This is a genomic window from Nocardia sp. NPDC058499 (assembly GCF_042719915.1).
In the GTDB taxonomy this organism is placed as follows: Bacteria; Actinomycetota; Actinomycetes; order Mycobacteriales; family Mycobacteriaceae; genus Nocardia.
In genome coordinates this window covers 246167-270527 of sequence record NZ_JBHXMZ010000004.1, presented here as the reverse complement: position 1 = coordinate 270527, position 24361 = coordinate 246167, and the positions used below count along the sequence as shown (strand labels likewise).

Annotated in this window: 26 protein-coding genes and 1 riboswitch; of the genes, 12 read left to right on the top strand and 14 right to left on the bottom strand. The window is 67.2% G+C overall.

All coding sequences use genetic code 11. The features are described 5' to 3' along the window. Positions 1-144: 144 nt before the first annotated feature. The 5 genes from ACFWPH_RS14900 to ACFWPH_RS14880 all read right to left on the bottom strand — a co-directional run bounded on the left by ACFWPH_RS14900 (position 145) and on the right by ACFWPH_RS14880 (position 5267). On the bottom strand, positions 145-1584 hold the full coding sequence (locus tag ACFWPH_RS14900; protein ID WP_378751213.1) for a DUF5933 domain-containing protein: 1440 nt from the start codon (positions 1582-1584) through the stop codon (positions 145-147). 650 nt (positions 1585-2234) lie between these two features. Further along, entirely contained in the window at positions 2235-3404 is a 1170-nt protein-coding gene (locus tag ACFWPH_RS14895) for a glutamate--cysteine ligase (protein ID WP_378751211.1), read from the bottom strand. 25 nt (positions 3405-3429) lie between these two features. Then, the gene (locus ACFWPH_RS14890) at positions 3430-4122 is read right to left on the bottom strand and encodes a superoxide dismutase family protein (protein ID WP_378751209.1); all 693 of its coding nucleotides are present in this window, start codon (positions 4120-4122) and stop codon (positions 3430-3432) included. 125 nt (positions 4123-4247) lie between these two features. Then, on the bottom strand, positions 4248-4832 hold the full coding sequence (locus tag ACFWPH_RS14885; protein ID WP_378751207.1) for a LytR C-terminal domain-containing protein: 585 nt from the start codon (positions 4830-4832) through the stop codon (positions 4248-4250). A 90-nt stretch (positions 4833-4922) separates the two neighbouring features. Further along, positions 4923-5267 (bottom strand): DUF3263 domain-containing protein, encoded by a 345-nt coding sequence (locus tag ACFWPH_RS14880; protein WP_280414477.1) that lies wholly within the window; start codon positions 5265-5267, stop codon positions 4923-4925. Between the two features lie 243 nt (positions 5268-5510). Here ACFWPH_RS14880 and ACFWPH_RS14875 point away from each other — a divergent pair, with 243 nt between their 5' ends. Genes ACFWPH_RS14875 through ACFWPH_RS14865 form a run of 3 tightly spaced genes read left to right on the top strand, consistent with a single transcriptional unit; the run spans position 5511 to position 7983 of the window. Continuing rightward, positions 5511-6101 (top strand): peptide deformylase, encoded by a 591-nt coding sequence (locus ACFWPH_RS14875; RefSeq protein WP_378751205.1) that lies wholly within the window; start codon positions 5511-5513, stop codon positions 6099-6101. Continuing rightward, positions 6091-7098: a GNAT family N-acetyltransferase gene (locus tag ACFWPH_RS14870; RefSeq protein WP_378751203.1), complete on the top strand. Its 1008-nt coding sequence runs from the start codon at positions 6091-6093 to the stop codon at positions 7096-7098. The genes ACFWPH_RS14875 and ACFWPH_RS14870 overlap by 11 nt, the downstream gene beginning before the upstream one ends. 33 nt (positions 7099-7131) lie before the next feature. Then, complete coding sequence (locus ACFWPH_RS14865; RefSeq protein WP_378751201.1) at positions 7132-7983, top strand: exodeoxyribonuclease III; 852 nt, start codon at positions 7132-7134, stop codon at positions 7981-7983. Here the strand turns inward: ACFWPH_RS14865 and ACFWPH_RS14860 are convergent. After that, a complete protein-coding gene (locus ACFWPH_RS14860) occupies positions 7966-8544 on the bottom strand; it encodes a Uma2 family endonuclease (RefSeq protein ID WP_378751199.1) in 579 nt (192 codons plus the stop codon). The genes ACFWPH_RS14865 and ACFWPH_RS14860 overlap by 18 nt on opposite strands. A gap of 232 nt (positions 8545-8776) precedes the next feature. Beyond that, positions 8777-8902, top strand: a riboswitch (TPP riboswitch). On the opposite strand from ACFWPH_RS14860, the gene thiC reads away from it, so the two are divergent. The 3 genes from thiC to ACFWPH_RS14845 all read left to right on the top strand — a co-directional run bounded on the left by thiC (position 8892) and on the right by ACFWPH_RS14845 (position 12392). Further along, the gene (thiC, locus tag ACFWPH_RS14855) at positions 8892-10520 is read left to right on the top strand and encodes a phosphomethylpyrimidine synthase ThiC (RefSeq protein ID WP_378751197.1); all 1629 of its coding nucleotides are present in this window, start codon (positions 8892-8894) and stop codon (positions 10518-10520) included. Its footprint overlaps the riboswitch before it by 11 nt. A gap of 103 nt (positions 10521-10623) precedes the next feature. Beyond that, on the top strand, positions 10624-11220 hold the full coding sequence (locus ACFWPH_RS14850) for a hypothetical protein (RefSeq protein WP_378751195.1): 597 nt from the start codon (positions 10624-10626) through the stop codon (positions 11218-11220). A 23-nt stretch (positions 11221-11243) separates the two neighbouring features. Then, positions 11244-12392: a GTP-binding protein gene (locus tag ACFWPH_RS14845; RefSeq protein ID WP_378751193.1), complete on the top strand. Its 1149-nt coding sequence runs from the start codon at positions 11244-11246 to the stop codon at positions 12390-12392. Between the two features lie 48 nt (positions 12393-12440). On the opposite strand, the gene ACFWPH_RS14840 is transcribed toward ACFWPH_RS14845, so the two are convergent. Beyond that, a complete protein-coding gene (locus ACFWPH_RS14840) occupies positions 12441-13064 on the bottom strand; it encodes an NAD(P)-dependent oxidoreductase (RefSeq protein WP_378751191.1) in 624 nt (207 codons plus the stop codon). A 114-nt stretch (positions 13065-13178) separates the two neighbouring features. Then, complete coding sequence (locus ACFWPH_RS14835) at positions 13179-13958, bottom strand: helix-turn-helix domain-containing protein (protein ID WP_378751189.1); 780 nt, start codon at positions 13956-13958, stop codon at positions 13179-13181. A gap of 117 nt (positions 13959-14075) precedes the next feature. Here ACFWPH_RS14835 and ACFWPH_RS14830 point away from each other — a divergent pair, with 117 nt between their 5' ends. Continuing rightward, a complete protein-coding gene (locus tag ACFWPH_RS14830) occupies positions 14076-14429 on the top strand; it encodes a nuclear transport factor 2 family protein (protein WP_378751187.1) in 354 nt (117 codons plus the stop codon). A 163-nt stretch (positions 14430-14592) separates the two neighbouring features. On the opposite strand, the gene ACFWPH_RS14825 is transcribed toward ACFWPH_RS14830, so the two are convergent. From ACFWPH_RS14825 to ACFWPH_RS14815, 3 genes are all read right to left on the bottom strand, one after another. Then, positions 14593-15843 carry an RNA polymerase sigma factor gene (locus ACFWPH_RS14825; protein ID WP_378751185.1) on the bottom strand — a complete coding sequence of 417 codons (1251 nt, stop codon included), beginning with the start codon at positions 15841-15843 and terminating at the stop codon, positions 14593-14595. Continuing rightward, positions 15840-16232 (bottom strand): YciI family protein, encoded by a 393-nt coding sequence (locus ACFWPH_RS14820; protein WP_378751183.1) that lies wholly within the window; start codon positions 16230-16232, stop codon positions 15840-15842. The genes ACFWPH_RS14825 and ACFWPH_RS14820 overlap by 4 nt, the downstream gene beginning before the upstream one ends. A gap of 127 nt (positions 16233-16359) precedes the next feature. Continuing rightward, complete coding sequence (locus ACFWPH_RS14815) at positions 16360-17616, bottom strand: KasA/KasB family beta-ketoacyl-ACP synthase (protein WP_378751181.1); 1257 nt, start codon at positions 17614-17616, stop codon at positions 16360-16362. A 31-nt stretch (positions 17617-17647) separates the two neighbouring features. On the opposite strand from ACFWPH_RS14815, the gene ACFWPH_RS14810 reads away from it, so the two are divergent. From ACFWPH_RS14810 to thiD, 3 genes are all read left to right on the top strand, one after another. Continuing rightward, positions 17648-18205 (top strand): TetR/AcrR family transcriptional regulator, encoded by a 558-nt coding sequence (locus ACFWPH_RS14810; protein WP_378751178.1) that lies wholly within the window; start codon positions 17648-17650, stop codon positions 18203-18205. A 60-nt stretch (positions 18206-18265) separates the two neighbouring features. Then, positions 18266-18454: a hypothetical protein gene (locus ACFWPH_RS14805; RefSeq protein WP_378751176.1), complete on the top strand. Its 189-nt coding sequence runs from the start codon at positions 18266-18268 to the stop codon at positions 18452-18454. A gap of 119 nt (positions 18455-18573) precedes the next feature. After that, the gene (thiD, locus tag ACFWPH_RS14800) at positions 18574-19413 is read left to right on the top strand and encodes a bifunctional hydroxymethylpyrimidine kinase/phosphomethylpyrimidine kinase (RefSeq protein WP_378751174.1); all 840 of its coding nucleotides are present in this window, start codon (positions 18574-18576) and stop codon (positions 19411-19413) included. A gap of 303 nt (positions 19414-19716) precedes the next feature. Here the strand turns inward: thiD and ACFWPH_RS14795 are convergent, their stop codons facing one another. Beyond that, positions 19717-20454, bottom strand: a complete 738-nt coding sequence (locus ACFWPH_RS14795) for a TetR/AcrR family transcriptional regulator C-terminal domain-containing protein (protein WP_378751172.1) — start codon at positions 20452-20454, stop codon at positions 19717-19719. Positions 20455-20527: 73 nt separating this feature from the next. Between ACFWPH_RS14795 and ACFWPH_RS14790 the strand changes: the two genes are divergently transcribed. Further along, complete coding sequence (locus ACFWPH_RS14790; protein ID WP_378751170.1) at positions 20528-22009, top strand: MFS transporter; 1482 nt, start codon at positions 20528-20530, stop codon at positions 22007-22009. A 33-nt stretch (positions 22010-22042) separates the two neighbouring features. Next, entirely contained in the window at positions 22043-23032 is a 990-nt protein-coding gene (locus ACFWPH_RS14785; protein ID WP_378751168.1) for an isopenicillin N synthase family dioxygenase, read from the top strand. 81 nt (positions 23033-23113) lie between these two features. On the opposite strand, the gene ACFWPH_RS14780 is transcribed toward ACFWPH_RS14785, so the two are convergent. Continuing rightward, positions 23114-23971 carry a class I SAM-dependent methyltransferase gene (locus ACFWPH_RS14780; RefSeq protein WP_378751166.1) on the bottom strand — a complete coding sequence of 286 codons (858 nt, stop codon included), beginning with the start codon at positions 23969-23971 and terminating at the stop codon, positions 23114-23116. After that, entirely contained in the window at positions 23961-24335 is a 375-nt protein-coding gene (locus ACFWPH_RS14775) for a VOC family protein (protein WP_378751164.1), read from the bottom strand. Before ACFWPH_RS14775 ends, ACFWPH_RS14780 begins: the two co-directional genes overlap by 11 nt. Positions 24336-24361: the final 26 nt, after the last annotated feature.

Here is a 24361-nt window from a genome sequence, read left to right as displayed (position 1 = left end):
GGGGGGGGGTGGGGGGGGGTTGTGTTGGGGGGGGTTGGGAATCTGGGGGGGGGGGGGGGGAAGGCGGAGGGCGGGGGGCACAACCCACCCACGCCAAAGGGGCCGAAACCCGCGGCGCCGCAGGCGCCGCAAAAAATTACAGCGTTATCGTGATTCGACCGGCTCGACCGGCGAAACCGGGTCGACAGCGGAGGCGTCCGGCGGCATTCCCGGAGGATCCCCCCGGACAACCGAGGTTTGCTTCCGCATGGATACCGCGCTCGGTCGGGAGATCCAGGTGTCGCCCGAGGCGGTCAGGAACCGGTCCGTTCCGGCCGCGTCGGAGCCGGCGGCCAAGGGTAGACCCGCACGGCGGCGGGCGAACCAGGTCGCGTGGAAACCGGCGGCCACCGCCGCCAGCAGGGCAAGCACGATCGACCCCGCCACCACCGGATGGTCAGCCATCTGCACCGCCAGATATCGGTACCCGAGCAGCAGCGTCAGCAGGACCAGTACGCCGCCGCCGACCAGGCGCACCCGGAACCAGCCCCAACCGCGTTCGGGTTCGCGCAGCGCCGATTCGACCGTCAGGCAGAGCACCGCACCGGCGACCAGATCGACTCCGTAGTGGTAGCCGAAACCGAGGGTCGCGGCCAGGGTGCACAACAGCCAGAACGTGCCGCCCCAGCGCAGCCAGGTGGGGGCCAGGGTGCCGTCGGCCCGGCGGCGCGTGTGCAGGAACAGTGCCAGCGCCCAAGCGGTATGCATCGAGGGCATGCAGTTGCGCGGGGCCAGATCGGAGAACAGCAGGGCCTCCGGACTGCGGTCCAGCGGCGGCACCACCCCGGGCCAGAAATTGCCCACCTGGAAACCGTTACCGTCCACGCCGTAGACGAACATGGGCCCGACCACCGGGAACAGGATGTACACCAGCGGACCCACCAGACCCAGCACCAGGAAGGTACGCACCAAATAGTGGTTCGGCCACCGGCCACCACGCGCCACCGCCCGCAGTTGCCATACCGCCACCACGATCGCCGCCGCGGGCAGTTCGATGTACACCCAGTGCAGAACGGCCTCGGGGATCGGGCCCAATACCTCCAGCGCCCGGCCCATCACCCAGGCCGGGTCGCCGAGCGCATGGTCGGCGAGCATCACATACTGGTCGAGCACGCGCGGCCGCAGGTCGACGGTGATATGCAACCAGACATCGCCGACCTTGGTCGCCAGGATCAGCAGCGCACCCAGCGCCGCCGCATGCAATGCGGTACGCCGCCGCTCGCCCGACCAGCGCCACCAGGCCAGCACCGCCAGCCCGGTGAGAACCAGTACGGGGCCGTTACCGACGGTGAACGGCCCACCCAGCGCCAACCGCACCCCCGCGTAGACGAGATCGATCGCCACGGCCGCCGCGAGCGCGAACACCCGGTGCCTGATCCCGATCCCGACCAGCGCAAGAACCAGACCCGCCCAGGGCACGGTCATCGACTTGGGAGTCCCGGCGTAATCACGGAACAAACTCTCCAGCGGGCCCTCGAAACCCCGCCACAACGCCACCCCCTGCAACACCACCAGAAGAACCGGCACCGCAAGCACAGCGAACAACCGAACACGGCGGTGCGCGAACACCCGAACCCCCCGATGCGGCGCAGGTCTTCGCGCCGCGGCTCCAGCTCCCATATTCGGGTTTTCGACTAGCACCCGCTCATCGTAAACGGCACGTGAACAGAGCACCCACGGACTATTGAACAGCAGGTGCTGTATCTATGGCGCCGCCTCCGGCGGCGCGGGGGCTGTGTCCATGGCGCCGCCTACGGCGTCGCGGGTTCGGAGCCCTGTAGGTCTCGTTCTTCACTCCTCCGCTCCTCCGCTGCGCTCCCCCGCTCCGTCGCTCCAGAACGAGACGGGCCCCGAACCTTTGAGGTGGGCCGCACTGAGCAATACCTTTGAGGTGGGCCGCACTTAGGACTTCAGGCATCTGCAGGTACATACGGGCCGGGTGCCGATGCCGCTACGCCAGTTGCTCCAGAACACAACCGGAAACCACACGCACTCGGCGTCCCGCATATGTCCTTTTGACAAGTCACCTCCCATGGGCGGGGCCCGCCCCTGGTCTGGACTGACGGAGCGGGGGAGCGAAGCGGAGGAGCGGAGGAGGGAAGACCAGGGGCCCGTAGGGCCCCGCCCTCGAGCCGCGGAGCGGCTCCAGGGCCCCGCCCTCGAGCCGCGGAGCGGCTCCAAAATTACAGCCGGGATCAGTCCAGATCCGAGAACGGCCCCGAACCGTTCAGTTCTCGCACAAGGGCATCTACTACGGCAACCAGGTCTCCCTGTGCCGCGGCGGCGGTTTGGCGCTGGCGTTGATAGTTCGCGCCGCGGCGTGGGATTTCCGCCACAGCCGCGAGCTCGTCGGCGCAATCCAGCCGCCGCGCGGTCGGTTCCAGCCGGTTCAGCAGATCGTCGAGATCGTCGGTGACCAGGCGTTCGGTGTTGTCCGAGCCGACGATGACAATGGCGTCCAACCCGTAGCGGGCCGCCCGCCACTTGTTCTCCTGCACATGCCAGGGCGGCAGGGTCGGCAGATCTTCGCCGCGTTCCACCCGTTCGTCGAGATGCACGATAAGACAGTGGATCAGCGCGGCCAGCGCGGCGAGTTCGCCGCGGTTGGAGATCCCGTCGCAGATCCGCACCTCGATGGTTCCCCATTTCGGTGCGGGCCGGATATCCCAGTGCATACCGCCGAGCTGTTCGAACACACCGGTTTTCATCTCGTCGTGTACGTAATGCTCGAACTGGGTCCAGTTCTCGAACTGGAACGGCAGGCCCGCCGTCGGCAACTGCTGGAACATCAGGGCCCGGTTGCTCGCGTAGCCGGTATCCGAACCGGACCACATCGGCGAGGACGCCGACAGTGCCAGCAGATGCGGGTAGGACAGCAGCAGCGAGTTCAGGATCGGGAAAACCTTCTCCCGATGCGATACTCCGACGTGCACGTGCACACCCCAGATCAGCATCTGCCGGCCCCACCACTGGGTGCGTTCGATCAGCTCGTCGTAATGCACGGAACGCGTGAGCTGTTGGGTCGACCACTGCGCGAACGGGTGGGTGCCGGCGCAGAACAGATCCACACCGAGCTCGTCGGCGGCCCGGCGCACGGTATCCATGGTGACGGACAGGTCCTGCACTGCCGCCCCGACGGTTTCGTGCACCCCGGTGACCAATTCCACGGTGTTGCGCAGCAGTTCCTTGGTTACCTGCGGGGTGCCGTCGTGGGCGCGGAGTTCACCGACGGCGTCGAAGACGGCGGCCGCGGTATTGGATAGGTCACGGCTCGCCTTGTCGACGAGCGCTATCTCCCATTCGATCCCGATGGTCGGCCGGGGTGAGCCACGGAAAGGTACCGGGTCGATCCGTGCCCCACCCATACACGCCTCCGTCGCGGGTCGACAGCTACCCGATGACGCCGCAGCCGACGCGGCCACCCGCGTCACCGGTGCTCATCGTCTGCTCGTCCGGGCCGGTGCCACCCTCGCGGGAGTAGCGGTCCGGGATATTGGCGAAGTTGTCCGAGCCGGCATGGATGATGATGGCCTTGCCCTGGATATCGGACATGGTGACCTTGTCGGTGGTGGTCACCAGGTAGCCGTGGCCGTCCTCGCGCACCTGCAGCGAGGACAGATCGCCACTGGCCGGATGCCCGGTGGCACCGCCGACCTGCAGATGCCCACCGGCGGACAGGAAGTCGCCGGGCGCGCCACCGGCGGGCGGCGCGGAATTGGCCTCGCATTTGCCTTGCTGGTGGATGTGCAGCCCGTGGAAGCCCGGCGTCAGGCCGGTGGCCTCGACCGTGACGCGCAGATGGTTGCCGTCCTCGGTGAAGTTCGCGGTGCCGATCTTCGCGCCGTCCGGCGACTTCAGCTCGACCTCCGTACCGGAACCGGCCGGGGTGTCCTGCTCTTCGCCGTGCCCACCGTGCTCGCCTTCACCGGCCGGGGCGGGTGACGAGGTGAAGACCGGTGGGGTCGTTCCCGGCGCGTCGCTGGATTCCTGACTGTTCGTGCAGGCAACGAGGCCGAAAGCCGCGACAGCCAGCACCGGGGTCACGCTCCGCCAAGACGGGCGACGAGATGTGGACGGTGCCATCAGGGAACTCCTTTACGAGTACCGAGTTTACGGGTAGAGCGTTTCGACAACGATCATTCGACGCAGATGATGATGCCACGCCCGTCGCATCCGCCCGGGACGCCCCCGACCTCCGGCCGTCCGGGTCACCGGCCGGTGACCACGACGACCACGCCCGCGCGTTCGCCCAGACCGGGCGGCATGGGCGCGGTGGTGGCACCGAGATCGGCGGCGACCGCGGCCGCGGCGGCCTCGTCGGCCGGGGCGGAACCGTAGTAGACCGTGGTGGCCGCGAGGGTGTTGGCGGCGTAGTTACCGGTCGAGGTGTTGGTCCAGCCGCGGGCCGCGAGTTCGTCGGCCGTGGTGGCGGCCAGACCGGCGACCAAGCTGTTGTTGAGCACGCGGACCGGGGTGGCGCGGTCGACCGCACCGGCGGGGGACGTGGTGGTCGCGCCCGGCGTTGTGGTCGCGCCGGCGCTGGTGGTGGCGCCCGCGGAGGGTGCGCCGACGGCGGCTGTGGTGGGCGCTGCCGCGGTGGTCGTGGCACGCGGGGTGGTCGGCGCGGCGGATGCCGACGTGGTGCCGGCACCCTCGGCGTTGTCACTGGTGTCGGAATCCGCACTCGACAGCGACATCGCGCCCAGACCGGCGAAAACGATCGCCAGGGCGATCAGAACCATTGCGGTCGCACGCAGCGGCGGACCACCGGAGCCAGGGTTCGAATTGCTCACCCGCCCGAGCCTAGCGGGAGGCGGCTACCGCGCGCTTCCGGCGCGCGGGTTCGGCGCCTCGCGAACAGCACGCAGGTGCGTGAGTGGGGTTTACACCTGGAAGCCGAGGCGGCGGGCGGCCCGGGATTTCTGGCGGCCGGCGCGTAGCCGGCGCAGGCGTTTCACCAGCATGGGGTCGGCGGCCAGGGCCTCGGGCCGGTCGATGAGGGTGTTGAGGACCTGGTAGTAGCGGGTGGGCGAAAGCGCGAAGAGTTCGCGGATCGCCTCCTCTTTGGCGCCCGCGTATTTCCACCACTGCCGCTCGAAGGCCAGGATCTCGTGTTCGCGGCGGCTCAGGCCGCTCTCGGGATCATGGGCCGGTTCGGGGAATGTATTCGTATTGGCCGGAGGACTGCCCTGGATTGCGGAAAGCTCCCGCGCTGCTGCGCCGTCCATCTTGCTCCTCGCCGAGTTACCACCGGATGCGATCGAATCGTGACCGAACGCGTCACCGTGTTACTGCCTTGCGATATTCAACCATGACACCCGGTCGGCCGCTGCCGAGTCCGCCCGGGCGTGTCCGGTACACCAGTACCAGAAATACTGGCATCGACCGGTGGTCCGGCCGCCATCGCGCCCGCGTCGGCCACGGACAGGCCCTTTTCCGGCCGCGACACGCGTCCCCATAAGCTCATAACCATGTCAATCCTGCCCATCGTGATCGTCGGTGATCCCGTACTGCATCGCCCGACCGAGCCGGTCACCGAAACGCCGGCCGAACTGGCCGGGCTGATCACCGATATGTACGAAACGCTGGACGCCGCCAACGGCGTGGGCCTGGCCGCCAACCAGGTCGGAGTGTCCAAGCGGCTCTTCGTCTACGACTGCCCCGACCCGGCGGCGGACGGCACGGTGGCACGACGCCGCGGGGCCGTGATCAACCCCGTACTCGAGACCTCGGCGATCCCGGAGACCATGCCGGACCCCGATGACGACGAGGAGGGCTGCCTGTCCGTACCCGGCGAACAGTTCCCCACCGGTCGCGCCGACTGGGCCAAGGTCACCGGCACCGACGAACACGGCGAACCGGTCGAGATCGAGGGCACCGGTTTCTTCGCCCGGATGCTGCAGCACGAGGTCGGGCATCTGGACGGCTACCTCTACATCGATGTGCTCATCGGCCGGCACGCGCGGGCGGCGAAGAAATCGGTGAAACGCAACGGCTGGGGTGTTCCCGGCCTCAACTGGCTACCCGGTACCGATCCGGATCCGTTCGGATATGACGACTGAACCGCCGGAACCCGGACAACACCCGGCCGAACCGAATATCCCGGTCGGTGAGCGGGTCGTTGTCCGGTACCGGCTACCGGAGGGCAGCGAACCGCCGCTGACCGATGTGATCGGCGAGGTGGTTTCGACCAACCCGCTCACGGTCATGGGCGCCGACGGCCATCCGGTGCTGATTCCGGCCGCCCGGGTGGTCGCATTGAAAACGCTGAGCCCCCGGCCGATCCGCAGTTCCGAGATCCGCGCGCTGGAATCCGCGGCGGCCTACGGCTGGCCGGGCACCGAGTACGCCTGGGTGGACGGCTGGCTGCTGCGCGCCGGACACGGCTATACCCGCCGCGCCAATTCCGCTGTTCCCATCGGTGATTCGAACGGACCGGCGCGGGTCGAGGCGGGAACACTGCACCGCATCGGCGCCTGGTACGCGGCCAAGGGGCTACCGCTGCAACTCGCGCTCCCGGACCGGCTGGCGACCGTACCGCCGGGCTGGAACAGCTGGGGCGAAACCCAGGTACTGGGCATAGATCTGGAGAATTTCGTCCTCCCGCAGGGTCCGTCCATGGTCCGGATCGCCACCGAACCCGATATCGCCTGGCTCGAGATCCACCGCCACCGCGGCGACGAACCCAGCGGTCACACCGCCACCGTTCCCCTGCCGGAGGTGCTGTGCGCGGTGCACGAAGGGCAACTGGGATTCGCGTCACTGGGCCTGCCCAGCCCCATCGCCATCGCCCGCGGCGCCCTCACCACCGCCTCGGACGGCCGGCACTGGGTCGGGCTGTCCTGTGTGGCCGTACTGGCCGCGCACCGCCGCCACGGACTGGCCGCACTGGTCTGCGGAGAACTACTGCGCTGGGGCCGCGACCGTGGCGCAACGCACGCGTACGTGCAGGTCGAGGCCGGTAATGTGGAGGCACTGGAACTTTTCGGCGAGCTGGGTTTCCTCGACCATCACAGCTACCGCTACGCCGTGCCCGGCGGTTCCGTACCGGCGCCGTAGCCGCGGCACATCTCAACACAGACGGGAATTCAGTTGCGACTGGCCACCTGGAATGTCAATTCGATCCGCTCCCGGCAGGATCGCGTGCTGGCCTGGCTGGACCGCCAGGACATCGATGTCGTGGCATTACAGGAAACCAAATGCCGCGACGACCAGTTCCCGTTCGAACGGTTCACCGAGGCCGGTTACGAGGTCGCGCATGTGGGGCTCAACCAGTGGAACGGGGTGGCGATAGCGTCGCGGGTCGGGCTGGAGGATGTGGAGATCGGCTTCCCGGATCAGCCCGGATTCGACCGGGATGCCGCGGAGGCGCTGATCAGCACGCCCACGGTCGAAGCACGTGCGCTCGGGGCCACCTGCGGTGGTGTCCGGGTGTGGAGCCTCTATGTGCCCAACGGCCGCGCTCTGAACGATCCGCATTACGAGTACAAACTCGCCTGGCTCGCCGCCCTGCGCGACAACGCCGCCCGCTGGCTGGCCGAGAACCCGGGAACCGAGACCGCCCTCGTCGGCGACTGGAATATCGCACCCACCGACGACGATGTGTGGTCCACCGAGTTCTTCAGCGGTAAAACCCATACCTCCCAACCGGAACGAGATGCGTTCACGGCCATTACCGCGACCGGTTTCACCGATGTGATGCGGCCCTTCGCACCCGGGCCCGGGGTGTACACGTACTGGGATTACACGCAGCTGCGTTTTCCTCGTAAAGAAGGTATGCGTATCGATTTCGTCCTCGCCTCCCCGGCCCTGTCGGCGACCGTGGTGGACGCGGGAGTGGACCGGGAGGAACGCAAGGGCAAGGGTGCGAGTGATCACGCGCCGGTGATCGCGGAGTTCGATATTCGACGCGAGCAGTTGGGCGACTCAGGTCCAGTCGAGTAGGGCGTCGGTGGCGAGGATGACGTTCAGTGGCTCGGGGATTTCGATATCGGTGCCGAACGGGAGGGTTACCCGGGAGGCGTACCGCCCGTCGTCGGGTTCGCTGAGGATATTGATCTCCGCGGAACCGCGGTCGATGAGCAGGTAGAGCGGGATACCGGTCGCGGCGTACAGGAACGGTTTGTCCAGGCGGTCCCGGAGTTCGGTGTGCTGCGCCCGGGAGGTGACCTCGATGGTCATCAGCACCGGTTGCGGATCCGACCATTCGCCATCGCCGGCGAACGCCGAGGCGGGCGCGAGAATCGCGTCCGGGCGGACGCGGCTGCCCCCGCCGCGCCCGGCCCGCAGGCCGCGGTCGGCGAAAAGCCACAGTTCCGATCTGCGCGGTACGAGGAACCGGGCCAGCCACTGGATGACCCGGCTGTGGTTCGCGTCCGGGCGCGCCTTCGCCGCGAGCAGGCCGTTGAGGTATTCCAGCCGCAGTCCCTCGGATATGCGCTGAGCCGCGGCGTCGAGTTCTTCGAACTCGTCCACGGTCATCAGCGATCCATGCGAGAGCGTCACCGTTCGACCCTATCGCCCACATCCGCTGAAACCCGCACGAACACCCGGGCGCGAAGAGTTCGCCACCGGCCGGTCGCGGCCCGCCCGGTTCTGGAGCGACCAGAGGGAGGGAGCGCAGCGACCGACCGGCGGGAGTGAAGAACCGGGCCAAAAGGGCCCCGACCCCGCGGCGCCGGAGGCGACGCCATAAATACAGCGACGCCATAAATGCAGTATGGTCGGCGGTGGAAAATTACACACCCACGGGGGCTCGCACCAGCGGGCTGAGAGGACGGCTAGCCCATCCGGGCGTTCAGGGCCGTCGACCGTATGAACCTGACCGGGTAATGCCGGCGTAGGGAGCAAAAATGACGGTTACATCTGTCGATTCCGTGACCACGGGTCCGATCGAGGGCAGCGTCAAGCACTACCGGGACGTGGACGGTCTGCGGATACCGGTTCGCCGGATCGCGCTGACCAACGGCGAGAATTTCGATGTGTACGACACATCTGGGCCGTATACCGATACTTCGGCGACCATCGATCTCGAGGCCGGACTACCGAAGTTGCGCGATACCTGGGCGAAACCGGATGTCGCCGGCCCGCGCACCCAGTTGGCGTGGGCCCGGGCCGGGGTCGTCACCGACGAGATGCGTTTCATCGCCGCGCGTGAGGGCGTCGAGGCGGAAGTGGTGCGTGCGGAGGTCGCCGCCGGACGCGCGGTGATCCCGGCCAATCACCGGCATCCGGAGCTGGAACCGACCGTTATCGGCAAGAAATTCCTGGTGAAGATCAATGCCAATATCGGTAATTCCGCGGTGTCGTCGTCGATCGCCGAAGAGGTCGAGAAAATGGTGTGGGCCACCCGCTGGGGCGCCGACACCATCATGGATCTGTCCACCGGTAAGAACATTCACGAAACCCGCGAATGGATTCTGCGGAACTCACCGGTCCCGGTGGGGACGGTGCCGATCTATCAGGCGCTGGAGAAATGCCACGGTGATCCGGCCGCGCTCACCTGGGAACTCTACCGCGATACCGTGATCGAACAGTGCGAGCAGGGCGTCGACTATATGACCGTGCACGCCGGTGTGCTGCTGCGGTACGTGCCGCTCACGGCGAAACGGGTCACCGGGATCGTCTCGCGCGGCGGGTCGATCATGGCCGCGTGGTGCCTGGCCCATCACCGGGAATCGTTCCTGTACACGCATTTCGAGGAACTGTGCGAAATCCTGGCGCGTTACGACGTGACATTCTCGCTCGGCGACGGTTTACGGCCGGGTTCCATCGCCGATGCGAACGACGAGGCGCAGTTCGCCGAACTCCGTACACTCGGCGAGCTGACCAAGGTCGCGAAATCGCACGGTGTGCAGGTGATGATCGAGGGTCCGGGGCATGTGCCGATGCACAAGATCGTGGAGAACGTCCGGCTGGAAGAAGAGCTGTGCGAGGAGGCCCCCTTCTACACGCTCGGCCCGCTGGCCACCGATATCGCGCCCGCCTACGACCACATCACCTCGGCCATCGGTGCCGCGATGATCGCGCAGGCCGGGACGGCGATGCTGTGTTATGTCACGCCCAAGGAACATCTGGGCCTGCCGAACCGCGACGATGTGAAGACCGGCGTGATCACCTACAAGATCGCCGCGCATTCCGCCGATCTCGCCAAGGGGCATCCGCACGCGCAGCGACGGGACGACGAATTGTCGAAGGCCCGTTTCGAATTCCGGTGGCGCGACCAGTTTGCATTGTCACTGGACCCCGATACCGCCCGCGAATACCACGACGAGACGATGCCCGCGGAGCCGGCGAAAACCGCGCATTTCTGCTCGATGTGCGGTCCGAAGTTCTGCTCGATGCGTATATCCGCGGATGTCCGCGAGTACGCGGAGCGGAACAATCTGACCGATATAGCGGCCATCGAGGCGGGGATGGCCGAGAAATCCGCCGAATTCGCCGATTCCGGAAACCGGGTGTACCTGCCGATCACCAGCTGACAAGGGCCGGCGCCCGCACCTGGGTTGGGTGTGGGCGCCGCCTGTCTCCGCGGTCCGGGCGCTCTGCTTGCCGGGCCGGTGATCCCGGTGTTCTCGTGGACCGGTGATCGATCCAAGGTTCGTCTTTCTCGGCGCTGCCCTCAGCATGGTAGGAACGCTCAGTTACGCCCTGCTCACCGTGCGTGGCGCGGTGAAACCGAACAGGCTCTCATGGTTCCTGTGGGCCGCCGCGTCGCTGACCGGGTTCGGCGCCCAGCTCGACGACGGTGTGGGCCTGCCCGCGGTTCTCACCTTCTCGATGGGCGCCGGCCCGGCAGTGGTGTTCCTCGCGTCGTTCGCGAACAGGTCGAGCTATTGGCGGTTGTCTTTCGCCGATCTGCTCTGCGGTGCCGCTTCGGTGATGGCGCTGGCCATCTGGCTGGCGTGGGACGATCCGCAGACGGCGGTGATCTTCGCCGTGCTCGGCGATCTGGCCGCGGCCATCCCGACCTTCCGTAAGGCCTGGTCGGCGCCCGGTACCGAGAATCCGCTCGTTTTCGGGCTTGTGGCGGTGAACGGGATCATCACCTTGCTCACGATCACCGTGTGGGAGCCCGCGGTATGGGCCTTCCCGGTCTACGCGACCACGTTGGGGGTCGGCCTCTGCCTGATCATCGGGCTCCGGCAGCGCATGGTCCGGAGCCCGGACAGCGTCACCTAAATGAAAATGGTTATCATTTCCCAGTGACTCGTTCTGCGCTTCCCCGCCCGCTGCCGGTGACCGTGCTGTCCGGATTTCTCGGCGCCGGTAAGACCACCCTGCTGAACCACATACTCGCCAACCGCGAAGGACGCCGGGTCGCGGTCATCGTCAACGATATGAGCGAGGTCAACATCGACGCAGCCCTCGTCGCCGGCCAAGGACATCTGGACCGGACCCGGGAAAAGCTGGTAGAACTCAGCAACGGCTGTATCTGCTGCACCCTGCGTGAGGACCTGATCGAGGCGGTGGGAAAACTCGCCCGCGAGGGCCGCTTCGACCAGCTGGTGATCGAATCCACCGGTATCTCCGAACCGATGCCGGTGGCAGCGACCTTCGAATGGGAATTCGAGGACGGCTTCTCCCTCGGCGAACTCGCCCGCCTCGACACCATGGTGACCGTGGTGGACGCCTCCACCTTCCTCACCGAGATCACCCGCGGCGAAACCCTGGCCGCCCGCAACCTGGAAGCCGGCGTGGGCGACGAACGCGGTATCGCCGATCTACTCGCCGACCAGGTGGAATTCGCCGATGTACTGTTGATCAACAAGACCGACCTGGTGAGCCCGCAGATCGTGGGCGCCGTGGAAGCGGCCGTGCGGCGGATGAACCCGCGGGCCGAACTGATCCGCACCAGCAACGGCATCGTGGACCTGAGCGAGGTACTCGGCACCGGCCGCTACGATCCGGTGACCGCGGCGAACACCGAGGGCTGGGCGGACGAGCTGACAGGCGGGCACATACCGGAAACCGAGGAATACGGAATCAGCAGTATGACCTACCGCGCCGCCCGGCCGTTCCACCCGCAGCGCCTGGCCGACGCGCTGACCCAGGTGCGCCGGCTGTTGCGCAGCAAGGGGTTCTGCTGGATAGCCAGCCGTCCCGGACTTGCCGCCATCTGGTCGCAGGCCGGCCCGAACCTCACCTTCGAACCCGCCGCCTGGTGGTCGTCGCTGGAGATCCCGGCAGGTCAGGAAATCGTTTTCATCGGAGTACGGCTCGATCGCGCCGCCCTGCGGGACATGCTGGACGGTGCACTTCTCACCGACACCGAATACGCGGCCGGGCCGGGGGTTTGGAGCACCTATCCGGACCCGTTCCCCGCGTGGGACACCGTCCACGAACACTCCTGAAACCCCGTACAAGTCCTACTGCCCGGCTGCGGTGCACTCCGGCCGAGTTCAGTTGGACAGCCCCGGAGCCCGGTGCACATAGGTGCGGTCGGTGACCTGATCCAGCAAGAAGTCCGCGATATCGGCCCGCGCGATCTTCAGGTCGAGTCCGGTTACGTCCGGGCCGAATCCGTGGCGGTAGGTACCGGTGCGGGGGCCGTCGGTGAAAGCGCTGGGGCGCACGATGGTCCAATCCAGGTCACTGGCCCGCACGTAGCTCTCCTGCTGCTGATGGTCGGCGTACGCGGGTCGCAGCAGCAGGCCGAACATGATGTATTTCCACACGAAGTTCAGGTTTCCGCGGCTGTCGCCGGCGCCGAGGGTGGACTGGCAGATGAGCCGTTTCACCCCGGCCCGGTTCATCGCCTCGATCACCGTCCGGGTGCCCTCGGCCCGCACCACGCCCTTACGGCCGTTACCGAGCGCCACCAGGACCGCGTCCTGGCCGGTGACGGCTCGTTCCACCGCGCCGGGGTCGAGCACATCGCCTTCGACGATGTGCAGTCGTTCGTGTACCCGGCTGATCCGGGCGGCATCCCGGGTGAGCGCGGTGACCTCGTACCCGCGTTCGAGCGCCTGGTCGACGATATGCCGCCCGACAGTGCCGGTGGCTCCGAAGATCGCGATTCGCATATTCCGCTCCTGGTCGAAAACTGTTGGCTGATGACTGAATCCAGTACAACCGACAGCAGCGAGACGGAACATCGCTCGAACGCTCTCCTACATAAGCGAGCGTCTACATCGGTCCTACGGCGCGCGGAAGGCCCGCGCCGTCGCCTCGTCCGCCGGGTAGAAGGCCTCGATATGCAACTCATCGATCGTCACATCGGTGGCCGACATCGCCGATGTGGTGACACTGAAGAAGGAGAACTCCGTATCGCCCATGCTCAACCGCAGCGGCACCACCACATCCGCCCGCGCCGCTGTCCCCGTATCCCGGCAGGGGTAGGCCGACACCTCCGCCAGCAGTGACCGCAAGCGCGGATCCCCGGTCGCCGCCAGCCGGGACCGGATCTGACTCAGCAGATGCCCCCGCCACTGGCCCAGGTTACGGATCCGCGGCGCCAGGCCGTCCGGATGCAGGGAGATCCGGATCGCATTGACCGGCGGTTCCAGCAGCTCCGGCGCACACCCCTCGAGCAGCACATCGGTGGCGGTATTGCGATCGACCACGTCCCAGCAGCGGTCCAGCACCAGCGCCGGATGCGGCAGGTGCGCGTCGAGCAAAGTGCGGAAGGCATCCATCACCGCGCGCAATTCGGGTGCGTCCGGATCACGCTGGCCGTAGCGCGGCGCATAACCCGCCGAGAGCAGCAGTTCATTGCGTTCCCGCAGTGGTACGTCCAGATGCGCCGCGAGCCGCTCGATCATCTCGCGGGTGGGTCGCGACCGGCCGGTCTCCACAAAACTCAGATGCCGCGTGGACACCTCCGCCTGCGCGGCCAGCTGTAACTGGCTCAGCCGGCGCCGCTCCCGCCATGCGCGGATCAGGCCGCCTACCTGGGATTCGGTGTCCACTGTCGCCACACTTCAAAGGCTAGCCGTTCCGGTAGCCGATCCCATTACCTCCGAGGTAATCGTCAGCACGCCGGTTCGTGGCGATGCTGTGAACACAACATCACCCCGACCCGGAAGGATCACCCGATGAACGACATCGTCCGCACCTACCTGCAGACCTGGAACAGCACCGACCCGCAGGCCCGGACCGCTCTGCTCACCGAACACTGGGCACCGGAGGCCACCTACACCGATCCGCTTGCCGACGCGGCCGGCCGTGACGCCATCGCCACCACCATCGGCGCCGTGCACGAACAGTTCCCGGGATTCGTCTTCACCCAGGTCGGCGAACCGGACAACCACCACCGCCAGGTCCGTTTCCAGTGGGGTCTGGGGCCGGCCGGCGCGGAACCCGTGATCATCGGATTCGACGTCCTGGTCACCGACGAACAGGGTCGTATCGACACAGTGCTCGGGTTCCTGGACAAGGTTCCGGGCTGAGATGCCGGGGCGGCCGCCGGTTTGACGGGTGCCGGGTCGGCGGACACGGGCATTCGGACGGCCTCCGCTCCAGGTTCTGCCGACCGGCTCCTGCGTCCGTTCCACCGCCCGGCACGGGCCGGCGCACATAACCCTGTTCCGGCCCCCACGGGGCAGGACGAACTCAGGGCAGGTCGAGGCGACACAGACGGGCGTTGAGATAACGCTGTTCCGGCAGGCTTGCCGTAAGCGCGGCGGCACGACGGTAACTCACCCGTGCCGCCTCCGGGTCGCCGGCCATTTCGAGCAGGTGACCACGGACCGCGTAGGTGCGATGATGGCGTCGCATGGCAGGTTCGTCGAGCAGCGGCTCGGTCAGCCGCAGCCCGGCTTCCGGGCCCGCCACCATCGCGACCGCGACTGCCCGGTTGAGGGTTACCGCAGGGCTCGGCGCCACGCGGTCGAGCATGGCGTAGAGCACGACGATCTGCCGCCAGTCGGTGCTCTTCCAGGTGAGAGCTTCAGCATGGACGGCAGCGATCGCAGCCTCGAGCTGGTAGCGACCGATATGCCCGCGGGGCAGTACCCGTTCGAGAATGCCGACCCCCTCCGCGATCGCCTTGCCGTTCCACCGGCCACGGTCCTGCTCCGCCAGCGGCACAAGTTCACCGCGCGCATCGGTTCGTGCGGCGGCGCGGGCGTGGGTGAGCAGCATGAGCGCCAGCGCGCCCGCAACCTCGTCATGATCGGGGACCGCCCGGTGCAGAATCCGGGTCAGCCGTATCGCCTCCGCCGCCAGGCCCGGATCATGCACGGACGCACCGGCGCTGAGGGTATGTCCGGCCGTGAACATCAAATGGCAGGTGTCGAGCACCGCGGCTACCCGGTCCGGCAGATCCGCCGGACCGGGTAGTTCGAACCGGGCGCCCGCTCGGCGCAATATCGCTCGCGCCCGGGTGAGTCGCTGCGCCATCGTGCGTTCGGGGACCAGATAGGCGGCCGCGATCCGATCGGCCGGTATCCCGGCCACCGCGTGCAGCGTCAGCGCCACCTGGGACGACCGGGTGAGGCTCGGATGGCAGCACAGCAGGAAAAGCCGCAGCGTATCGTCAGCGGATTCGGATCCGGGAAGGTCGGCGGCGGGCGCGAAACCGGTATCGGCCGGCTGCACCACGGCCGCTGTCACTTCGCGGCCGGCCCGCGCATGCTCGGCGCGTACCCGGTCGATGAGACGCCGCGATGCCACCCGGATCAGCCAGCCCCGCGGATTGTCCGGTGCCCCGTCCCGGGCCCACTGCACCGTGGCCGCCTCGGCCGCCTCCTGCGCGGCGTCCTCGCATTCACCGAGGTCGCCGTGGCGGCGCAGCAGCGCGGTGAGGATATGCGGCGCCTCCCGGCGCCACACCTCGGCCACCGCCAGGGTATCGGCGGTCACCTGTCGTCGCCTCCCGGCCACATCGTGGGCCGCAGTTCCACGGTCTCGCCGGGTCCCGCGAACACTGCCGCGATCTCCTCGGCCCGCGCGTGATCCTCCACATCGATGAGAAAGAACCCGGCCAGATGCTCCTTGGCCTCGGAGTAGGGGCCGTCACCGGCCACCGCCCGGCCGGCATCCCACCGGTACAACTGCGCGGCATCCGGCGAGCCCAGCGCCTCACCGCCCAGCAACTCCCCCTTCTCCTGCATCTCGGTGAGCAAACGTTCGAAATCACCGCTGATACGGTCCTGCTCGGCCTGCGGAAGCGCCTGGAATTCGGCCAGGTAGTCACCGGTCGGGTGGCCCCACGGCTGCGGGTTCGAATGGATCAGGATCACGTATTTCACGACCTACTCCTCACTCGGTGGTGGACGGACCCGTCCGATCCATCCTCCCCGGGAACGTCGGAGCCGGGCTCGCGTAGTCGACATCGATCCGGCGCCGATTTCGACCTACTGGCCCGGCAACGCCGTATCAGGCCCGGCCGAGGGCGAGGGTGACGTTGTGCCCGCCGAATCCGAAAGAGTTCGTCAGCGCGTACTCGCAAGCCTGCGGGCGCGCGGAGCCGTGCACGATATCGAGGTCGGCGTCGGAATTGTCGAGGTTGAGCGTGGGCGGGACGACCTGTTCGCGCACTGTGAGCGCGGTCAGGATCGTTTCCAGCGCACCGACCGCACCGATGGAATGGCCCAGCGCCGATTTGGGTGCATAGACGGAAGCTTCCGGTGTCACCGCGGCAATCGCCGCGGCCTCGGACGCGTCGCCGATCGAGGTCGAGGTGGCGTGGGCGTTCACATGCCGGATATCGGTGGGCTGCAATCCCGCTGTCGCGATCGCTTTACGCATGGCCCGGGCCGCGCCCACGCCGGCCGGGTCGGAGGCCACGATGTGGTACGCGTCGGAGGTGATACCCGCCCCGAGAATCCGGGCGTGGATACGGGCGCCGCGGGCGCGGGCGTGCCGCTCCGATTCGAGGACCATCAGGGCGCCGGCCTCACCGAACACGAAACCGTCGCGGTCCCGGTCGAACGGGCGGGAGGCCCGCTCCGGTTCGCCGTTACGTGTGCTCATCGCGCGCATCATGGCGAAACTCGCGATCGGCACGGCGTGGATATGGCCTTCCACACCGCCCGCGACCACGACATCGGCCTCTCCGGTGACGATCAGCCGCCATGCATGAGCGATCGCCTCGGTTCCCGAGGAACACGCGGAGACGGGGGCGAAAACCCCTGCTTTCGCGCCGATTTCGAGGCTCACGGTCGCCGCGGGACCGTTCGGCATGACCATCGGTACCGACATCGGTGAAACCTTGCGATACCCGCCCGCCCGCATGGCATCGACCGCGTCGATGAGCGCATCGCCGCCACCCAGCCCGGTGCCGATACAGACCGCGAGCCGCTCACCCTCCACCTCGGGGTGGCCCGCCGCGGCCCAGACCCGCCGGCCCAGTACCAGGGCGAGCTGCTCGACATACGAGTGCCGCCGCTGTTCGACCCGGGTGAGCTCGGCGCCGGGATGCGATTTCAGTTTGCCGCCGATACGTACCGGCAGGTCGTATTCGGCGACGAAATCGTCGTCGAGGGTGGTGATACCGGTTTCGCCGCGTAGCAGCGCGGCCCAGGTGTCGTCCATATCGTCGGCCAGCGAGGTGGCTCCCGCATAGGCGGTGACAACCACGTGGTCGGAAACCGGCCGAGTTCCTGAAGCGATCGGTACATTCACGGGGTTCATCAATACCTGTAGCGTTCGCTACAGTCAACCCATGGCCCGCCCCCTCGACCACGCCAAACGCGCCGAACTCCTCGACGCCGTGGTCCGCTATATCGCCGAACACGGCCTCGCGGACCTCTCCCTCCGCCCCCTGGCCGCCGCGCTCGGCACCAGCTCCCGCATGCTGATCTACTACTTCGGCACCAAAGAAGAACTACTGGTCCAGGCCCTGTCCACGCACCGCCCCGACCTCAACGCCGTATTCGCCGATATCCACGACGCCACCGCGCTCCGCGAACGCCTGTGGGGCTTCTATCGCTCCAACGCCGCCGGTCCCGAAGCCGTCAGCAACACCGTGATGCTGCAAGTCCTCGGTGCAGCCTGCGCCCCCTCGGCCCCGTACGCCCGCTATGCCGACCAAGCCATCGCGACCTTCACCTCCACCCTGACCACCCGGCTGCGCGAACTCGTTTCGCTGGACGACCCAGAAGTCGTCGCCACCCTGCTGATCTCCGGCCTCCGCGGCATCCTCCAGGACCGCCACATCACCGGCGATACCGAACGCACCGACCGCGCGGCCCGCCGCCTCATCGACCAGACCATCCGCTGACGGGAAGGAGGAAATCATGACTACCGAGGAGTTCGAGGAACTCGCCCGGTTGGCCGGTCTGTGTTCATCCTGGCTCGGCCCGAACTGTTCCTCAGCATCGAGCAGGGCTTGCAGGTCGAGGCATACCGCAAAGGCAGGGCCCGGCCGGACGGTGTCCTCGCCGATGCCGACGCATTCGTCGGACAGGGCGAATGGGCCGCCCCGGTCGGACTCACCCTCGACACCGAACCGATCAAGGCCTGGGTCTGACAGCTACCGGGGACGAGGCCGGTCACCAACCGCACTGCGATCAGCTCGTTCCGGCCACCGGCTCGGGTGGGCCGTCGGCACCGAGCCCGGCCGCGACCAGGCCCACGTAGGGTGACTGCGTGAATTTGTTGCCGTTGACCCCGCCGGGACAGACCCCGGTGCGGGTGCTCACCATCGCCGGGACCGATTCGGGTGGCGGTGCCGGGATCCAGGCCGATACCCGCACCATGGCGCTGTGTGGAGTGCATGCGCTGGTGGCGGTTGCCGCGGTGACCGTGCAGAACTCGGTGGGGGTGAGCGGGTTCCACGAGGTCCCGCCGCAGGTGGTGGCCGATCAGGTGCGGTCGGTGGCCGGCGATATCGGCATCGATGCCGCCAAGACGGGAATGCTGGCCTCCAGCGCCATCATCGAAGCGGTGGCCGCGGTCTGCCGGGAGGTCGGGATCGGGCGCGACGGCTCGGCGCCGCTGGTGGTGGACCCCGTCGCGGCGTCGATGCACGGCGACCCGCTCTTGCACACCGAGGCCCTGGACGCGGTGCGCTACACACTGTTTCCGCTGGCCACGATCGTGACGCCGAACCTGGACGAGATCCGGCTGCTGACAGGGGTGCAGGTCACCGATACGGCCTCGGCACGGACGGCGGCCGAGGCCTTGCATGCGCTCGGCCCGCAATGGGTGGTGGTGAAGGGCGGGCATCTGCGCACCTCCCCCGACAGCACCGACCTGCTGTTCGACGGTGAACGCTTCCTGGAATTCCGGGCACCCCGCATCGCCACCGGCAACGACCACGGCGGCGGCGACACCCTCGCCGCCGCCCTGGCCTGTGCACTGGCCAACGGCTACTCGGTACCCGACGCCTTCGAATTCGCCAAGGAATGGACCCGCCGCTGCCTCGACGCCGCCTACGACCTGGGCAAAGGGCACGGTCCGGTGTCCCCGCTGTGGCGGCTGCACTGACCCGAACCTGTCGGTGCCCGCGCGCATACTGAGGGCGTTACGGAGCAGAACCACAACGGTGTGGCGAGAACAACGAGGTTCCACCTGATCCGTAGCCGATTCGCCGATGCATCGGCCCTCCGACAACTGAAATGCCCCCCGCGCGGCACGAGTTCGGTCCGGTCGTAGGAGTCGCGGCCGGCCGAAGCTCCGTTGTTCCCGCGCCGGTGAGCGCGACAACGGGTCGAGCCGCCCGGCGCGGAATGTGCACCCCCGACGCGGAATGTGCACCCGGTGCGGGATGTGGCCGGGGCGGCCGGGTCCTCAGTCTTCGCCGCCGGTCACATGCGCATGGATACCGTCGAGCAGATAGTCCAGACTCCGGTTGAATGTGCCGTCCCAGTCGTCGGCGAGCATATAGCCGTGCGCGGCGAGGGTCGGGTAACTGTCGCCGTGTTCGGACAGGTGCTGTTGCGCCTGCACCCGCTCATCGGCGGGCATATACCATCCGGCACGTGTCACCACCGAGCCCATGACGTGGTTGTACAGCCCCCAGGTCGCCGCGGCGAGGCGAGTATCGGTGAGCCCGGCACGCAACAGGGACGCCTGCAGGAACTCCATGCGCGCCAAAATGTTCGGTCCGATCATCGGCCGGCCCACCAACGCGGTCGACCACCGGTGCCGCAGCATCACCGTGCGCCAGCCGGTGAGCATCTCGGTGATCTCATCGCGCCAGTTCCCGGCCGGATCGGGTAGCGGCACCTCGTCGTAGATGGCATCGAGGCACAGGTCGAGAACATCGTCTTTGGTGTCGACGTGCCAGTACAGAGTTGTCGAACCGTGCCCGAGACGTTCGGCCAGCCGCCGCATGGTCAATCGCTCGATGCCTTCGCTGTCGAGTAGCGCGATGGCTTCATCGACGATCCGGGCGCGATTGAGCGTCGGTTCCTCTCGCGGTGCGCGGGCGGCCTTGAGCCAGACGTTGCGCGCGCCCTTACCCGACTTCAGACCCCCCTTTCCGGCAGTACGTGTGATCTGCGTCTCTTCGTCGGCCGCACTCATGGCCTCACTCTAGTACGGTGATCAATCACTAGATCAATGTTCTAGACCTAGACCAACGTTCGGGAGCGAGAGTATGAGTTCGACAGAAAGTCCGGACAGCCCGGCGCCTGGCAACCATCGCTGGTGGGCACTGGCCGTGATCGCCACCGCACAGCTGATGGTGGTGCTGGACGCGACGATCGTGAATATCGCGCTCCCGTCGGTGCAGGCCGAACTGGGCCTGTCCGACGCGAACCGCCAGTGGGTGGTCACCGCGTATGCCCTGGCCTTCGGTGGGTTGCTGCTTCTCGGAGGCCGGATCAGTGGGGCGATAGGCCACCGGCGCGCCTTCGTGATCGGCCTGGCGGGGTTCGCCGTGGCGTCGGCGCTCGGCGGGGCGGCCGAGGGCGCCGGATTGCTGTTCACCGCCCGGGCCGGCCAAGGAGTTTTCGCGGCACTGCTCGCGCCCGCGGCACTGTCGTTGCTGACCGTGACATTCGTCGAGGCGCGCGAACGGAGCCGGGCTTTCGGGGTGTTCGCGGCTGTCGGCGCGGGCGGGTCGGCGGTCGGCATGGTCGCCGGCGGGATCCTCACTGAACACGCCAACTGGCGGTGGTGCTTGTACGTCAATATTCCCATCGCGGCAGCGGCGCTGCTCGGAGCCTTTTTTCTGCCGCGGGGTACTGCGCGGCCGGGTCTGCGGAGCTTCGATATACCCGGCGTGATCACTAGCGCCGCCGGCCTTGTCGCCTTGGTGTACGCGTTCACCCTCGCGGAGGGACGGGGCTGGGGTGATCAGGTCGTACTGCTGCTCCTCACGGCGGGAGCGGCGCTGCTGGGATTGTTCGTTCTGGTCGAGTCACGCATATCGCTTCCACTTCTGCCACTGCGGATCATCACCCACCGCATACGCGGTGGCGCCCTGCTCACCATCGGTCTCACCCAGGTGGCCATGTTCGGCTTCTACCTGTTCATGACCTATTACATGCAGGGAGTGCTGCGGTATTCGCCCGTACAGGCAGGGGTCGTATTCCTGCTCACCGCGGCCGGTATCGCGGTCGGCGCGACCGGGGTCGCGGGAACGCTGCTGCCCAGGATCACCCCGCGTCTGCTGATCGTCGCCGGACTGGCAATCACCGCCGCGGGGATGCTGATCCTCACTCGCCTGACCGCCGATACGGACAATGTCTTCGCGTTGTACCTGCTGCCCGCGCAACTGCTGATCGGCCTCGGACTCGGCTGCGTTATGACGCCCGCGACGAGCCTGGCCACCGCCCAGGTCTCGACCACCGACGCCGGTATCGCCTCCGCGGCATACAACGCCGTCCAGCAACTCGGTGGAGCGCTCGGGACAGCGCTGCTCAACACCCTGGCAGCCTCGGTCGCCGCTGCCGCGATAGTCGCCAAGGGCGTGTCGGCGGATTCCGCTACGGTACAAGGTTTTTCGGTGGCACTGACCGTCGCCGCCGGTGTGCTGCTGGCAGCTGCGCTGATCGGGTGGCTGGTCATCGGCAACGACCGTCCCCGAACCACAACCGACCTCGACAAAAGGGAGCTGAACACACTGCCGAACTGATCCATTGCCGGCTACGACCACAAGGAGACATCAGTGCCCACCGATTTCGACCACTCATCGCCGATCACCCTCGTCGACGACTACGTTCCAGTAATCGACCTGTCCACCAGGGACACTCCCGAAGGCCGGGCGGCCATAGCCCGGGCCATCGGGACCGCGTGTGCGACCTCCGGGTTCTTCGTCGTCGTCGAACACGGCGTGACCACCGCACTCATCGACCGCATGTACACGACCACACTGGAATTCTTCCAGCTCCCCCGCGAGGAAAAGGACCGTGTCCTGGCCACAGCCGAAACAGGAGGGCTGCGGTATCAGGCAGGCAGCGCCGCGAAGAGCAGCGGCCTCGATACGCCCGCCGACCTCTGCGAGATCTTCAGCTGCAATGTTCTCGGCGATGGCAGCCCCGAGTTCCGGGCACAGTTCGACGACGCCGCGCCGTGGGCGAGGTCCAATCTCTGGCCGCACGAACCGGCCGGGTTCCGCGAGACCTGGTTCGAATACATATCTGCCATGGAGGGTTTGGCGGCGGACCTGATGGAACTGTTCGCCCTGACCCTCGGCCTGGATCGGCATTTCTTCGCCGACAAGATCGACCGGCACATCTCGACCATCGTCGCGAACTACTACTATCCGCAGACGCGTACTCCGCTTCCCGGGCAGCTACGCAAGGGAGAGCACACCGACTGGGGTAGCCTCACCATCCTCTACCAGGACGATATCGGCGGCCTGCAGGTACGCCGCGGCGATACCTGGCGGGACGTACCGTTCGTCCCGGGTGCTTTCGTCATCAATATCGGCGACATGATGGCGTTCTGGACCGGCGGCGCCTGGGTTTCCACGCCGCACCGGGTGGTCAACCCCGCGCAGGCCGGTTCCGGCGCGCGCGTATCCATCCCGTTCTTCCACCTGCCCAACCACGACGCATGGATCGAACCGCTGCCGCGGCTCGGGTCGCTCCACCAAGGGTCGGGCACCACGACCGGGCAGTGGTACCAGGACAAGATGGCGGCGATCTATTCCTGATACGAACTGCCGGGCCGTCGATCTACCCACCGCCGCCGCGGCGAGTAGATCGGCGGCCCCTCGGGTTCCACGCCGAACTGGTCAGAGGGTGGCCAGCAGGAGATCTTCACCGCTCGACGGGCGCAGGCCGTCGGTCCGGCCGGAGAAGTAGCGGCCGGCAAGTGAAGCGCCCGAAACGTGGCGGGTTTCGGTGAGCCCGGCCGCGCGGCCGAGTGCCGTCATTTCCGCGGGGGTGTAGAAGCTGATGAACGGCGTTCCGGAGCTTTTGGCGCCTTCTTCGCTGGTCCGGAGCCCTGGACGGTCCGCATCGTCGAGGAGTTCGGGGGGCAGGAGGAAGGTCATCGCGAATATCGATCCGGGGGCGAGTCCGGCGATCTGACGCAACGTCGCCGCATTGGCCTCTTCGGTGAGGTAGTGCGAAACACCGGCGGAGACGACGACCGCGGGCCGATGCGGGTCGAAACCCGCGGCGGGGAGTTCGTTCCACCAGTTCTCACTCGCCTCGAAATCAACCGGCACCAGGTGGAGCCCGTCGGTAATCCCATAGCCGAGTTCGAGTAGCCGGCGGCGCTTCCAGGCTTGCGGGCCGGGCTGATCGACCTCGAATACCTGGAGGCGGCCGACCAGCTCGGGTCTGCGCTGGGCAAAAGTGTCCAGGCCGGCGCCCAGGATGACGTACTGCGCAACGCCCTTGTCCACTTGCCCGGCAACGAGATCCTCGATGAACCGTGCCCGGGCCACAATGGCTGCCCGGAAGGTACTGGTGGCCTGCGGGTTCATATCGGGACGGGAACGCCATCCGCCATCGGGTGCGAGCAGTTGCAGGCCTATCTCATCGGCGAGCACATGCGGCGGTGGGTCGACCTGCAGGTGCATCGCCCGCCAGAGGGCGACCCGTTCGGCGGTGTTCTCCGGTGCCTCGACCTGATCAGCCGGCATGATGTTCTCCCTCGTCGGGTGCTTCGCCGGGCGGAGCCTGCAGGCTCCAGAGGCGTCCGTCGGGGTCACGCACGGTCATCTCGCGTGTTCCGAAGTGGGTGTTCTCGAATGGTGTGACCACCTCGACAGCGGGGTCGAGCCGGAGCGCATCGGCATCGGGCACCTTCAGTACGAGCTGCGTCCGGGGCTGTTTGTCTGCGGGCACCTCGGCGATGAATACATAAGGCCCGGTGCTGCTCCGGAATTGCCCGGATGCATGGTCGGTTTCGAATTCCAGGGTGTAGCCCAATGCCTGGAAGAACTTGGCCGCTCGGCCCCAGTTGTGTGTCTCCAGGAATACAGCTTCGATGCCTTCGATCGACATATCTCTTTCCCTTCTCCGGACCCGGA

Excerpts from the sequence above, each read along its gene's own strand:
- ACFWPH_RS14815 (WP_378751181.1), bottom strand. The coding sequence starts at position 17,616 with ATGAACCCCGTGAATGTACCGATCGCTTCAGGAACTCGGCCGGTTTCC.
- ACFWPH_RS14810 (WP_378751178.1), top strand. The coding sequence starts at position 17,648 with ATGGCCCGCCCCCTCGACCACGCCAAACGCGCCGAACTCCTCGACGCC.
- ACFWPH_RS14840 (WP_378751191.1), bottom strand. The coding sequence starts at position 13,064 with ATGCGAATCGCGATCTTCGGAGCCACCGGCACTGTCGGGCGGCATATC.
- ACFWPH_RS14880 (WP_280414477.1), bottom strand. The coding sequence starts at position 5,267 with ATGGACGGCGCAGCAGCGCGGGAGCTTTCCGCAATCCAGGGCAGTCCT.
- ACFWPH_RS14895 (WP_378751211.1), bottom strand. The coding sequence starts at position 3,404 with ATGGGTGGGGCACGGATCGACCCGGTACCTTTCCGTGGCTCACCCCGG.
- ACFWPH_RS14875 (WP_378751205.1), top strand. The coding sequence starts at position 5,511 with ATGTCAATCCTGCCCATCGTGATCGTCGGTGATCCCGTACTGCATCGC.
- thiC (WP_378751197.1), top strand. The coding sequence starts at position 8,892 with ATGACGGTTACATCTGTCGATTCCGTGACCACGGGTCCGATCGAGGGC.
- ACFWPH_RS14870 (WP_378751203.1), top strand. The coding sequence starts at position 6,091 with ATGACGACTGAACCGCCGGAACCCGGACAACACCCGGCCGAACCGAAT.
- ACFWPH_RS14790 (WP_378751170.1), top strand. The coding sequence starts at position 20,528 with ATGAGTTCGACAGAAAGTCCGGACAGCCCGGCGCCTGGCAACCATCGC.
- ACFWPH_RS14890 (WP_378751209.1), bottom strand. The coding sequence starts at position 4,122 with ATGGCACCGTCCACATCTCGTCGCCCGTCTTGGCGGAGCGTGACCCCG.
- ACFWPH_RS14830 (WP_378751187.1), top strand. The coding sequence starts at position 14,076 with ATGAACGACATCGTCCGCACCTACCTGCAGACCTGGAACAGCACCGAC.
- ACFWPH_RS14795 (WP_378751172.1), bottom strand. The coding sequence starts at position 20,454 with ATGAGTGCGGCCGACGAAGAGACGCAGATCACACGTACTGCCGGAAAG.
- ACFWPH_RS14780 (WP_378751166.1), bottom strand. The coding sequence starts at position 23,971 with ATGCCGGCTGATCAGGTCGAGGCACCGGAGAACACCGCCGAACGGGTC.
- ACFWPH_RS14775 (WP_378751164.1), bottom strand. The coding sequence starts at position 24,335 with ATGTCGATCGAAGGCATCGAAGCTGTATTCCTGGAGACACACAACTGG.